The organism is Microbacterium sp. PM5, assembly GCF_003293595.1.
Lineage (GTDB): Bacteria > Actinomycetota > Actinomycetes > Actinomycetales > Microbacteriaceae > Microbacterium.
The window spans coordinates 735,695-747,578 of sequence record NZ_CP022162.1 but is presented as its reverse complement, the minus strand read 5'-3'; the positions used below and the strand labels follow the sequence as shown (position 1 = coordinate 747,578).

Below are 11,884 nucleotides of genomic sequence, written 5' to 3'. Positions count from 1 at the left end.
GCTAGAGTGACGGCATGACCCGCGCCGAGGCCCCGTCGTCCGCCCTCCTCACCGATCGCTACGAGCTGACCATGATCGATGCGGCCCTGCGGGACGGGACAGCGGCCCGCCGCTGCGTGTTCGAGCTGTTCGGACGGCGCCTCCCGGGAGCGCGCCGCTTCGGCGTCGTCGCCGGCACCGGACGGCTGTTGCAGGAGCTGCGGGCGTTCCGCTTCGGCGACGACGAGCTGCGCTACCTCCGCGACAACCGCGTCGTCGGAGCCGAGACCCTGCGCTACCTCGAGAACTACCGTTTCACCGGGAGCATCCGCGGCTACCGCGAAGGCGAGCTGTACTTTCCGGGATCGCCGGTACTCACCGTCGAGGGCTCCTTCGCCGAAGCGGTCGTGCTCGAGACGCTGGCCCTCAGCATCCTCAACCACGACTCCGCGGTGGCCAACGCCGCCGCACGTATGAGTATCGCCGCCGGGGACCGTCCCCTCGCCGAGATGGGCTCCCGCCGCGCCGGAGAGCGTTCCGCCGTCGCGGCCGCGCGCGCCGCCTACATCGCCGGGTTCGGTGCGACGAGCAACCTGCAGGCAGGGCGGGAGTGGGGCATCCCGACGATGGGAACCGCCGCCCACGCGTGGACTCTGCTGCACGACAGCGAAGAGGACGCCTTCCGCAGCCAGATCGCGGCACACGGCACCGACACGACGCTGCTCATCGACACCTACGACATCCGCCGCGGCGTCGAGACCGCGATTCGCGTCGCCGGCACCGGCCTCGGCGGGGTGCGCATCGACTCCGGCGACCTGCCCACCGTCGCCGCGGAGGTGCGCGCGCAGCTGGACGAGCTCGGCGCGACCGGAACGCGCATCACCGTGACGAGCGACCTCGACGAGTTCGCCCTCGCAGCGCTCGCGGCATCCCCTGTCGATGCTTACGGCGTCGGGACATCCGTGGTGACCGGTTCCGGCGCGCCGACGGCAGGGATGGTCTACAAACTCGTCGCTCGGCAGGATGCCGCGGGTGGTTGGGTCGCGGTGGCCAAGACCTCCACCGACAAGGGGTCCAAGGGCGGTCGCAAGGCCGCGTTCCGCACCCTCTCCCGGGGCACGGCAACCAGCGAGCTCATCGCCGTCTCCGACGGATTCGACGAGATCCAGACGGCGGCGGACCATCCCGACGCCCGCGCCCTGCAGGTCTCGCTGGTCGAGGCGAGCGAGCCCGACCCCGCCTTCGAGGGGGCGGGCGGTGTTGCGCGCGCGCGGGAGCATCACGGGATCGTTCGCGAGGAACTCCCTGTGACGGGGCTCGCCCTGAGCAGGTCCGACCCGGCGCTGCCCACCGTCTACATCGACGCGTGAGCGGGACCGCTCAGCTCATGAGCGACTCGTAGATCTCCTTGCACGTGGGGCACACCGGGAACTTCTCCGGGTCACGGCCGGGAGTCCACTTCTTGCCGCACAGCGCACGCACCGGTTTGCCCGTGAGGGCGGACTCGAGGATCTTGTCCTTCTTGACGTAGTGCGAGAACCGCTCGTGGTCACCGGGCTCGATGTTCTCCTCGCGCAGAAGCTCTTCGAGCTCACGATCAAGGGTGGCGACGCCGCCGTCACCGGGTGCATCGGGACTGTCGAGGGGGCTCATGGTGACCGATTCTATCGGCGGCGAGGCACCCGTGGACGGGTTCGTCCCCAGGGTCACGTCGACTCGGCGAACTCCATGAGACGCTCGCCGGTGCGATCGAACACGGCTCCGCCGGCGAAGATCCCGATCAGCAGCACCACCGCGCCCGACCCCGCACCTGCCCACAGCGCGATCCACGCCCAGCTCTCGTCCGCCGTCAACGCAAGCCAGGCGCACCACAGCGTCGGAACGCTCAGGAGCATCGCCCCGAACATCACCACCGCCTGCGAGAGTCCACCGCCGGTGCGCTGCGGCTGCTGGAACGGGCTGTCGCCGGGTCGGGAGACGGCGTAGGGAGCGATGACAGAGGTGAGGGAGGACAACCCCAGCCCGCCCAGGAACAGGCTGGCGCATACGCCCGCCATCGCCGGGAGCATCGCCCAACGTCCGTGCAGGGAGATCGTCACCGGCACGGCCACCGCCAGCAGGACCGCGCCGACGACCGTGATCGGCACGAGACGTCCGGCCCGATCCGCCGCGCCGCGCACAGCGCCCGCGATGTGCATCCAGAGAGCCGTCGAGTCGTAGGCGAGGTCGTTGTGCGGCAACCAGCCCAAGAAGAGCGCGATCAGTGGGGCCGGAAGCAGCACCGCGAGCTCGATCGGCACGCCGACCAGCACGAGCGGGATGATCGTCAGGGCCGCCGCGATCGGCACGATGATGATGTTGACCAGATAACGCGGATCACGGAACCAATAGACGATGCTGCGTGCCGCAATGCCACCGGCCGCTGTGCCGCCCGTCAGATCGAACCACCCCAGCCCGCGCTTCTGACGCGCGACCCCCGGGCGCTCGGTGGTCGTCATCAACCGGTCGACGAGCCAGAACCACAGTGCCGCGAGCACCGCGACCGACAGCGCCGCGACAACGGCCGGGCCCGCTGCGCCACCGCTGAGTGCGCGTTCGGGCAGCGCCCATGGCGCGCCCAGAGGAGTGAGCGCCAGAAGGTCGACGGCCGCGACCAGAGCGGACGGTACGCCGTCGGTCCACTGCAGGGATGCGAGGAAGACCACGACAGGAACGACGACCACGATCAGGGCGATGAGGAACACCCCCGTCAGCTCTCTGGAGCGATGATCGCGCACCATGCCCGCGAGGGCCAGGCCGATCTTCGCGAGCAGCAGGCACGTGAGCACGCCGAGGACGGCGGAGACGATGCACACCCACGCCGCAGCGCCACGATCAGCCCACAGCGCGCTCAACGCCACCGCGACGACAATCAGGGCGATCGCCGGCACACTGATCATGCTCGCCAGCAGCGTCGCTCCGGCCGTCGCGCGAGGCGACGCTCCGACGACGGAGAATCGCCGCGGGTCGAGCTGATCGTCCACGCCCCCCACCAGGGCCGTGACGAAGAATCCGAGGGTGAGAGCGGATGCCGCGACCATCGTCACCGCGAATGCCGCGTCCTCCGATGACGAGCGCAGCCGCCATGCGGCGACACACACGGCGCCCACGACGAGCGCGACCACGGCGACACCCACGAGTGTGCGCGCGATCTGGCGTCGGTCCGCGCGCAGGGCGCCGACGAGGAGGTCGAGCCTCAGTCGGAGAACGTGTGCAACCACTCGAGCCCCTCCGCGTCGCTGATGCCGCCGGACAGCTCGATGAAGCGCTGCTCGAGAGTGAGTTCTCCCCTCACCTCATCGACGGTCCCCTCGGCGAGCACACGACCCCCGACGATCACCGCGAGTCCGGAGCAGACACGCTCGACGAGCTCCATTCCGTGACTGGACAGCACGACCGTGCCGCCGTGCGCGACGTAGGCGGACAGGATGTCGAGGACGACCGCCGACGAGACCGGGTCGACCGACTCGAACGGCTCATCCAGGACGAGCACGCGGGGTGAATGGATCATGGCTCCGGCGAGCATGATCTTCTTCGTCATACCGGCCGAGTAATCCGACACGGGCCGCGACAGGGCGTCGGTGAGATCGAACGCCCGCGCGAGTTCCGCCGTACGACTCTCCACGACGGCCGAGCGCAGTCCGCGCAGTACTCCGTAGTAGTGCAGCAGCTGCCTGCCGGTCAGCCGGTCGAAAGTGCGCAGGCGGTCGGGCAGGATGCCCATCTTCTGTTTCGCCTGACGAGGCGCGGATGCCAGGTCGACACCCGCGATGCGGATCTCACCGCTGTCGGGGCGGAGCAGACCCGCGATCATCGAGAGCGTCGTCGTCTTGCCCGCACCGTTGGGGCCCACGATCCCGTAGAAAGTGCCGGCCGGGATTCGCAGATCGATCGCGTCGACCGCGACGGTCGCGCCGAATGTCTTCGTGACCCCGCTCAGACGCACCGCTTCGATCTGCACGTTCGCGCCGGCGTCGTCGACGGACTCATCGGTATCGGCCGTCGAGGCGGGTCCCGTCGCCGCCAGCATCTCCGCGAGCGCGGATGCCGCCGCGTCCGGGTCGGGAACGTCGTCCGCGACGGATTCGACCTCGAGGGCACCCTTGGGCGCGACCTGGGCGTCGTCCGCAACGGTCTGATCGGGCTCGATCACGGGCTCGGCCTCTGCCTCGGGCTCAACCTCGATCACGACCTCGGGCTCGACCTCGACCTCGACCTCGACCTCAGGCTCTCGCTCACCCTCAGCGGTGGCCTCCGGCAGCGCCGGTTCGAGGTCGGGACTCTCCGAGATCTCGGCTCCCGCGTCGATGGACGACGGCGGTGGCGGCGGGGCCGCCTCGAATCGTGCGGCAGCCACCTCCGGCGGCACGTCGGGGGGCGGCGGGAGCGTGGCCTTGGGCTTGCGTGGCCGCGGTACGCGCGGGGCGCCGCGCTGTGCCGCGGGACGACGCGGTCGGGGCACCGCGGGCGCCGCCGCCGGTTCGTCCTCGCGGCGATCGAGCTGAGCTGCCGCCTCGGCAGCGGGCACCGACGGCAGCGGCGGCAGATCGTGCACGCCGTCGTCTTCCGCGGGGGTCGGATGGGGGGCGCTCACCCGTCAAACCTAGCAAGCCGGTCCGACGATCGCCCCGATCGTCCACACCCGCGCGTCAACGCTCAGCCGCTCTCCAGGGGCCGTCCATAGGATCGTGCCGACATGGTCCAGATCCCCCGCATCCATTCGCTCCCCGATGACGCGCCGTGGGCCGGAGGCCTGCCGCCGGAAGGGTCCTCCGAGCACCCTCGGACCATCCGTGCCCTGGACCGGGTTCTTCAGGTGCAGCGCCCCGCCGTCATCGCGCACCTGCGCAGCATCCGCCTGCGCCACCCCGAGGCAGCGACCAGCGACATCGTGCGGATGCTCGAACGCCGCTACCTGGCGGCCGTGACCACCGGCGGCGCGGCCGTGGGAGCCACCGCGGTGGTCCCCGGCATCGGCACCGGCATGACCCTGGCCCTGTCCGGTGTCGAGACGGTGGGCTTCCTCGAAGCGACCGCGCTGTTCGCGCAGTCGTTGGCGGAGCTGCATGGCATCCGTGTCGAGAACCCCGACCGGGCGCGCGCCCTTGTGCTGACGCTCATGCTCGGCAAGGAGGGTGTCGATCTCGTCGCGCAGCTCGGTCGACAGCTCGCCGGGACGGGGACGCCCCGCCCCACGTACTGGGGCGAACTGATCACGAAGTCGCTGCCTCGCGCCGCCGTGGGTCCTCTCGTGGACAGGCTGAAGTCGGCCTTCATCCGCCAGTTCGCCGCCAAGGGCGGCGCATCCGTCATCGGCAAGGCTCTCCCCTTCGGTATCGGTGCCGCCGTGGGCGGCACCGGCAATCACCTGCTCGGGCGACGCGTCGTGGTCGGATCCCGGCGCGCTTTCGGAGGAGCGCCGCTGCAGTACCCCGCCGAGCTCGAGCCACGGCCGGGCGCGACACGTCTCGAGAGCACCGCGTTCGGCTTCGTCCGGCGCACCGGCAGCACCATCGGCGACCGCGGGCGATCGGCCGTGACGGCCGTCGCCGGTCTTGTTCCGCGCCGCGGCGCGCGCAAGTCCGGTCGGCCCCTCACACCGGATGAGGGGGACCGCGAACCCGGGTGATCCCGCGCGGCGAGCGCTCGTCGCAGCCGCATCGCGCACAATGGGCGCATGGGTATCTTCCAGAGTCGGCCCGAGGATCCGTCCGAGTGGGGCGGGCTGCCCGCAGACCCGCGGGAACAGCCGCAGCCGGCAGAAGTGCTGCCGCCGCCGATCGACGATCTCGGTGTGTTCGGCGCTGCTGGCGTCGCGATCTCGGTTCCGCTCGAGACCTTTCTCACGACGTCATCGTCCTCGACCGAGGCCGACCGCGACGGCAACGATCAGACCGGCGACCTCGACAGCCCGTGACCCCCTGACTAGCCTCGACGCATGCAGACGACGCTGGGGCACCTGGCTGTGTGGATGCCGCAGCAGCGGTGGTACTCGCCGACCGGACGCTCACCCCGCCTGCGGATTCTCGACGAACGCGAGCTGACGACCGGCGACCCGGATGCGGCCGTTCAGGTCCTGATCGTCGCCGACGGCGACGACGAGGACGCCATCGTCTATCAGGTTCCGCTCGTGACCCGTCCCGCCGATGTCACGGAGCCGTGGACGATCGCGGTCCACGAGGGTCGTGCGTTGATCGACGGACCGCACGATCACGCCTTCGCCTCGGCGTTGCTCGCCGAACTGGGTCGCAGCGATCTGGACGGTCCGTCGCAGGTGCTGGTCGGCGAGCAGTCGAACACCTCGATCATCTACCGTCCACGCGACGCCGCGCCGACGATCTGCAAGGTGTTCCGCCGCCTGCATCCGGGCATCAACCCGGACATCGAACTCCAGTCCGCCCTCGCAGCCGCCGGCAGCCGCCACGTTCCCCCCGTCGTGGGCCATCTCGACGGCCGCTGGACGATGGCGCCGGGCGGCGGTTCAGAGCGGGGATCGCTGGCATTCGCGCAGGAGTTCCTGCCCGACGTCGATGACGCCTGGCGGGTGGCTCTTGCCGCGGCGGCCGTCAACACCGACTTCACCGCCGAAGCCGCCTCCCTCGGTCAGGTCACCGCCGCGGTCCATCGAGATCTCGCCCGCCTGTTCCCCACCCCGCGCGCGGACGGGGTCGCCCGGCGCGCCATCAGCGCGGCGTGGCGGCGACGACGTGCCATCGCGGCGGTGGAAGTGCCTGCGCTCGCCGCCCACGCGGCGGCAATCGACCGGATCTACGCCGCCGCCGAGGCCTCCTCCTGGCCCGCCCTGCAGCGAGTGCATGGCGACTACCACCTCGGCCAGGTTCTGCATTCGCCGACGCGGGGCTGGATGCTGCTCGACTTCGAGGGAGAACCGATGCGACCGATCGCCGAGCGACGCGCACCGGATCTCGCGTTGCGCGACATCGCCGGCATGCTGCGCTCGTTCGACTACGTCGCGGGATCGCTGCGACTGCAGCGCGCGCCCCAGCAGCACGACGGCGCTGTCGACGAGGCCGCCGACGCCTGGGCCCGCTCGGCACGTACCGCCTTTCTCGACGGATACTCCGACACCGGAGGCGCGACCGCCCAGATCCTGCTCAACGCGCTCGAACTCGACAAAGCGGTCTACGAGGCCATCTACGAGGCCAGGCATCGGCCCGCCTGGCTCGCGATCCCGCTCTCGGCGATCGAGCGTCTGCTCGCAGACTGACTCCGCTCCCCTCTCGCGCGACGACGAAGGCCACCGTGAGAGGAACTCGCACGGTGGCCTTCGGTGGCGCCCGGCTGCGGCGGGCGGGGAGCGACGCTACTGCTGGAGCTGGCCGAGCGTGACCTCGGCGGAACTCGTCTTCCCTCCGCGGTCGTAGACGATCGTCGCCTTCGATCCCGCAGCGAGCGCCCGCACCTGTGCCGTCAGGTCGGTGGCATTGGTGATCGGCACTCCGTTGAACGACGTCACGACGTCGCCCTTCTTCAGACCCGCCGCAGCAGCGGCACCGCCCGAAGTCACGTCCGCGATGTAGGCTCCGGCGGTCGTGGCGCCCTCCTGGGTGGCGGCGTCACGGACACCTGCACCCAGCAGACCATGCGTGGCGGTGCCGTTCTTGATCAGATCGTCGGTGATGCGCTTGACGATGTCGGACTCGATCGAGAAGCCCACACCGATCGACCCGGACTGACCGCTGGAGCTCGAGCCGCCAGCAGAGGCGATGGCGACGTTGATGCCGATCAGCTTGCCCTCGCCGTCGACGAGCGCACCACCGGAGTTGCCGGGGTTGATGGCGGCATCCGTCTGGATCACGGCGATGGAGATGGAGCTCTGCGCGGTCGACTGCTGTTGCCCCTGGCCGAAGTCGAACTGGAACGGCGAGCCGTTGCCGTCACCCTGCTGGGGGGTCTGATCCTGTGAGTCACCCTTCGGCGCGGCCGACGAGGCGATCTGGATCGAGCGGTTGAGAGCGCTGACGATCCCCGTGGTCACCGTGTTCGACAGGCCCAACGGAGCTCCGACGGCGACCGTCGCGTCGCCGACGTTGAGCTTGGACGAGTCGCCGAACTCGATCGGAGTCAGCCCCGATGCATCAGTGAGCTTGATCACCGCGAGGTCGTAGGTCGGGTCGGTGCCGACGATGGTCGCCGCGTACACCTTGCCGTCCGATGCGGTGACCGACAGCTTCGCGTCAGCGGTCTGACCGTCGAGCGTCACGACATGTGTGTTCGTCACGACGTAGCCGTCGGAGGTGAGGACCACCCCGGACCCGGTGCCGCCCGAAGAGCCCGCGGTCGCCGAGATCGTGACCACGCTCGGGACGACCTTCGCGGCGATCGCCGTCGTCTGATTCACCGAGGCCGTGTTGTTCACCGTCACCGTGGAGGGTGCTCCGCTGACCACGGTCTGCGACTGCGGGAAGAACGACGCGCCCGCCGCGGCTCCCCCGATTCCGGCCGCGCCACCGACGAGCGCCGCCGCGACCATGATGCCGACGATCTTGCCCGCACCGAGCTTCGCCGACGGCGCGTGCTCCGTTGCGGTCGTCGCAGCCGGGTAGACGGCCGTGGCCTGAGTGCCGAACGCCGAGGTACCGAAGGCCGGGCTGCCGTACGACGGGGCCGGGTAGGACGCGTGGGGCGCCTGCGGGCTCGGCGTGTGAGCCGTCGGCGGGGTCGGGGCCGTGTACGGCGCCTGCGCGGCGTAGCCGGTGCCCGGCTCCGGCGTACCGGCGGGCGCGGAGGTCGCGGCGCCTGCCGGCGAATTCTGAGCCGCGTGCGTGGCCGACTGCTCGGGCAGCGGCGGACGCTCCGGCGCGGTCTCACGCTGCTGCGCGGCATCGATGCCCTGCGCGGCGCCATCCTGCGGTTCGCTGTTGGTGGGGGTGTTCTCGCTCATGTGTGCTTCCTTCTTCCCAAGACCTGACCAGGATGTCGCGCGATTCTGTGTGTTGCTTATGCCCGCACCTCGCCCAGCCTATGCATGTAGCCTGAGCGCGATGCGAGAGATTCCGGGCACGTGGCGCCGCACGGCACAGGGCGCGGGACTACTGTCCGCATCGGGAGTCGCCGCCCCGACGATCTTCGCGGAGATGAGTGCGCTGGCCGCACAATCGGGGGCGATCAACCTCGGCCAGGGTTTCCCCGACGAGGACGGCCCCGCCGTGGTTCTGGAGGCGGCCCGCGCGGCCATCGCGAACGGACGCAATCAGTACGCGCCTGGTCGCGGCGTCCCCGCCCTGCTCCAAGCGATCGCCGCGCATCAGGCGCGCTTCTACGGGCTCACCGTTGATCCCGACCGCGAGGTCGTGACGACCGCGGGAGCGACCGAGGCGCTGGCCGCCACATTGCTGGCGCTGATCGATTCTCCTGCGGACGAGGTCGTCGTCTTCGAGCCCTACTACGACGCGTACGCGGCCATCGTGGCGCTGACCGGCGCGCGACTGGTCACCGTGCCGCTGCGATGGCCCGACTTCCAGCCCGACCTCGACCTCCTTGCGGCCGCCGTGACCGACCGCACGCGGATCATTCTGGTGAACGATCCACACAATCCGACCGGCGCCGTCTTCTCCGCGGACGTGCGCGCCGAGATCGTCCGGCTGGCAGAGCATCACGACGCTCTCATCGTCACGGACGAGGTCTACGAACACCTCGTCTTCGACGGCGCCCATGTTCCGATCGCGACAGATCCCGCAGCCGCAGAGCGCACCCTGTCGATCTCCTCAGCGGGCAAGACGTTCTCCACCACGGGATGGAAGATCGGGTGGATCACCGGTCCCGCCGACCTGATCGACGCCGTCCTGGCGGTCAAGCAGTTCCTCACCTACGTCAGTACGACGCCGTTCCAGGACGCCGTCGCCGTCGGTCTCGGACTTCCCGACGCCGTCTTCACCGAGATCGCGGCCACACTGGGGCGGAAACGCGACCGACTCGCCGAGGGACTGCGTGCCGCGGGGTTCACGGTGTCGACGCCGGCCGGCTCCTACTTCACGGTGGCGGATGCCGCGGCACTGATGGAACCCGGAACTGACGCGGCACACTTCTGCCGCGAACTGCCGGCACGCGCCGGTGTCGTGGCAATTCCGCTCACGGCATTCGTCGCTCCCGAACACCGCTCCGACTATGCCACGCTGGTGCGCTTCGCTGCCTGCAAACGGACGGACGTCATCGCCGAGGCAAGCCGCCGACTGGCGCTGATCAGCGCGGCTCGACCCTGAACCGCCGCAACTGCAGCGCCGGGTTGACGCGTCGGACACGGTCGATGGCCCCGGCATACGCAAAACCGACGGCCACGTCGGTCGCGGTTCCCACCCCGGCGATCTCCACGCCCTGAGGATCGACGACGATCGAGGCGCCGACGCCGAGCGGGGGCGGATGATCGGCGCCTGCCACGTAGAGGGTGTTCTCGATGGCACGCGCATGCAGAAGCGTTCGCCAGTGCTGTTCCTTGAGCGGCCCTCTGACCCACTCCGCCGCTACCAGGATCACGTGAGCGCCCGCGTCGGCGAGCACGCGCCCCACCTCCGGAAAGCGAAGGTCGTAGCAGGTCATCAGCGCCATGGTCAGCCCTCCCACCTCGAAGGTTTCCGGAGCGTTGACAGGCGCCGGCTCGACCCAGTCGGACTCTCGCTGCCCGAACGCGTCGTAGAGATGAAGCTTGCGTGACACCGCCTGAAGTCCGGTCGCGTCCACGGCGACAACGGTGTTGCGCACGCGCGGGGTCGCACCGTGTTCGACCATCCCCGCGACAACCACGACACCGCGACGCGAAGCGATCGCCGTCAGTCCCGCGACGAATGCCCCGTCCAGGTGCTCCGCGTTGGCGGCGAGCGTCGCATCGAACGGGTCGACGAAGTAGCTCGAGTATTCGGGGAAGAGCACGACCTCGGCCCCGCGATCCGCGGCCACACCGGCCAGCTCGTCGATGACGCGCAGATTGTCGGCCTTGTCCGCCGTGGGCGCGAACTGTGCGACGGCGATGCCGACGGCATCCGTTCTCATCGGTTGTGTCCTCTCGGGAGTGATCACTGGGGCGCCCCGATATCGATCCCGTCGCGATGGGCGTGTGCGTGACGCGGTCGTCCCATCCTCCCGAACCACCGTGCCCGGAGCAACGACCGCCGGCTCGTCGGGCGGGTGTGCACCGGTGGGCAAAACCCGTGTTAGGCTATTCCTTGTGCCGCGGGGTGGAGCAGCTCGGTAGCTCGCTGGGCTCATAACCCAGAGGTCGCAGGTTCAAATCCTGTCCCCGCAACCAATCGGTCGGATGTGTCATCCGGTCAACGAAGAAGGCGTCCCGATCGGGACGCCTTCTTCGTTTCTACGTCTGCGGCGGAATTCAGTCGACCATCGCCTCGTCCATGTCATCGAGGAAACGGGCGATCGCACGCAGCTCGTCATCGCTGTAGGCATCCATGACATCGCGCATCTTCGCCATGCGCGCGCCGAGATGGCGATAGAACTCGCTCCGGGCGCGGTCGGTGAGCACGACGATGCGGGCGCGCCGATCGGCCGGGTGAGGACGGCGTTCGATGTGTCCCCGCTCGGCGAGGCGATCGAGAAGCTTCGTCGTCGAGGCGGTGGAGATGGCGAGGTGTCGTGCGATCTCGTGCGGAGACACCCACTCACCTCGCTGCTCGCGGACGATCAGCATGCGCAGGGCCGCCAAATCCGAGCCGTTCATATCCATGTCGCTGCGGAGCACGCCGTGCATGCGGTCCATAGAATCGCTGAAGGAGCGCACGGCGACGAGCGCCTCGCGCACGAGCTGGTCGCGCTCCGTCGTTGGGATCCACCGGTCTGTCACGCTGGACACCCCCCTCACTCGAAAGGTAGTATCCCTTAAAATCGCTAGCTAAAC

The 11,884-nt window shown here is 69.6% G+C and carries 11 protein-coding genes and 1 tRNA gene; 6 read left to right on the top strand and 6 right to left on the bottom strand.

All coding sequences use genetic code 11. The features are described 5' to 3' along the window. Window positions 1-14: 14 nt before the first annotated feature. On the top strand, window positions 15-1,349 hold the full coding sequence (locus CEP17_RS03690) for a nicotinate phosphoribosyltransferase (protein ID WP_112931307.1): 1,335 nt from the start codon (window positions 15-17) through the stop codon (window positions 1,347-1,349). Window positions 1,350-1,359: 10 nt separating this feature from the next. On the opposite strand, the gene CEP17_RS03685 is transcribed toward CEP17_RS03690, so the two are convergent. Genes CEP17_RS03685 through CEP17_RS03675 form a run of 3 tightly spaced genes read right to left on the bottom strand, consistent with a single transcriptional unit; the run spans window position 1,360 to window position 4,612 of the window. Then, window positions 1,360-1,632, bottom strand: a complete 273-nt coding sequence (locus CEP17_RS03685; protein ID WP_005055043.1) for a DUF3039 domain-containing protein — start codon at window positions 1,630-1,632, stop codon at window positions 1,360-1,362. A gap of 53 nt (window positions 1,633-1,685) precedes the next feature. Next, window positions 1,686-3,239, bottom strand: coding sequence for a hypothetical protein (locus CEP17_RS03680; protein ID WP_112931306.1), 1,554 nt, complete (start codon window positions 3,237-3,239; stop codon window positions 1,686-1,688). After that, complete coding sequence (locus CEP17_RS03675) at window positions 3,215-4,612, bottom strand: ABC transporter ATP-binding protein (RefSeq protein WP_112931305.1); 1,398 nt, start codon at window positions 4,610-4,612, stop codon at window positions 3,215-3,217. Before CEP17_RS03675 ends, CEP17_RS03680 begins: the two co-directional genes overlap by 25 nt. 102 nt (window positions 4,613-4,714) lie before the next feature. Here CEP17_RS03675 and CEP17_RS03670 point away from each other — a divergent pair, with 102 nt between their 5' ends. From CEP17_RS03670 to CEP17_RS03660, 3 genes are read left to right on the top strand one after another with little or no spacing between them, the layout of a single operon-like run. After that, window positions 4,715-5,647: a hypothetical protein gene (locus CEP17_RS03670; RefSeq protein WP_112931304.1), complete on the top strand. Its 933-nt coding sequence runs from the start codon at window positions 4,715-4,717 to the stop codon at window positions 5,645-5,647. A 48-nt stretch (window positions 5,648-5,695) separates the two neighbouring features. Next, window positions 5,696-5,935, top strand: a complete 240-nt coding sequence (locus tag CEP17_RS03665) for a hypothetical protein (protein ID WP_051039532.1) — start codon at window positions 5,696-5,698, stop codon at window positions 5,933-5,935. A 21-nt stretch (window positions 5,936-5,956) separates the two neighbouring features. Beyond that, complete coding sequence (locus tag CEP17_RS03660; protein ID WP_036318199.1) at window positions 5,957-7,246, top strand: aminoglycoside phosphotransferase; 1,290 nt, start codon at window positions 5,957-5,959, stop codon at window positions 7,244-7,246. A 96-nt stretch (window positions 7,247-7,342) separates the two neighbouring features. On the opposite strand, the gene CEP17_RS03655 is transcribed toward CEP17_RS03660, so the two are convergent. Further along, window positions 7,343-8,923: a trypsin-like peptidase domain-containing protein gene (locus CEP17_RS03655; RefSeq protein ID WP_036318198.1), complete on the bottom strand. Its 1,581-nt coding sequence runs from the start codon at window positions 8,921-8,923 to the stop codon at window positions 7,343-7,345. Window positions 8,924-9,023: 100 nt separating this feature from the next. Here CEP17_RS03655 and CEP17_RS03650 point away from each other — a divergent pair, with 100 nt between their 5' ends. Beyond that, window positions 9,024-10,241, top strand: a complete 1,218-nt coding sequence (locus CEP17_RS03650) for an aminotransferase class I/II-fold pyridoxal phosphate-dependent enzyme (RefSeq protein ID WP_112931303.1) — start codon at window positions 9,024-9,026, stop codon at window positions 10,239-10,241. Here CEP17_RS03650 and CEP17_RS03645 read toward each other — a convergent pair. Continuing rightward, complete coding sequence (locus CEP17_RS03645) at window positions 10,222-11,025, bottom strand: carbon-nitrogen hydrolase family protein (protein WP_112931302.1); 804 nt, start codon at window positions 11,023-11,025, stop codon at window positions 10,222-10,224. The genes CEP17_RS03650 and CEP17_RS03645 overlap by 20 nt on opposite strands. 179 nt (window positions 11,026-11,204) lie before the next feature. On the opposite strand from CEP17_RS03645, the gene CEP17_RS03640 reads away from it, so the two are divergent. Next, window positions 11,205-11,281: transfer RNA gene (locus CEP17_RS03640), tRNA-Met, on the top strand. An 81-nt stretch (window positions 11,282-11,362) separates the two neighbouring features. Here CEP17_RS03640 and CEP17_RS03635 read toward each other — a convergent pair. Next, a complete protein-coding gene (locus CEP17_RS03635) occupies window positions 11,363-11,830 on the bottom strand; it encodes a MarR family transcriptional regulator (protein ID WP_036318202.1) in 468 nt (155 codons plus the stop codon). Window positions 11,831-11,884: the final 54 nt, after the last annotated feature.

What these genes read in the sequence shown, in the direction of transcription:
- CEP17_RS03650 (WP_112931303.1), top strand. Translation starts at nt 9,024, where the DNA reads ATGCGAGAGATTCCGGGCACGTGGCGCCGCACGGCACAGGGCGCGGGA.
- CEP17_RS03655 (WP_036318198.1), bottom strand. Translation starts at nt 8,923, where the DNA reads ATGAGCGAGAACACCCCCACCAACAGCGAACCGCAGGATGGCGCCGCG.
- CEP17_RS03685 (WP_005055043.1), bottom strand. Translation starts at nt 1,632, where the DNA reads ATGAGCCCCCTCGACAGTCCCGATGCACCCGGTGACGGCGGCGTCGCC.
- CEP17_RS03645 (WP_112931302.1), bottom strand. Translation starts at nt 11,025, where the DNA reads ATGAGAACGGATGCCGTCGGCATCGCCGTCGCACAGTTCGCGCCCACG.
- CEP17_RS03665 (WP_051039532.1), top strand. Translation starts at nt 5,696, where the DNA reads ATGGGTATCTTCCAGAGTCGGCCCGAGGATCCGTCCGAGTGGGGCGGG.
- CEP17_RS03670 (WP_112931304.1), top strand. Translation starts at nt 4,715, where the DNA reads ATGGTCCAGATCCCCCGCATCCATTCGCTCCCCGATGACGCGCCGTGG.
- CEP17_RS03690 (WP_112931307.1), top strand. Translation starts at nt 15, where the DNA reads ATGACCCGCGCCGAGGCCCCGTCGTCCGCCCTCCTCACCGATCGCTAC.
- CEP17_RS03660 (WP_036318199.1), top strand. Translation starts at nt 5,957, where the DNA reads ATGCAGACGACGCTGGGGCACCTGGCTGTGTGGATGCCGCAGCAGCGG.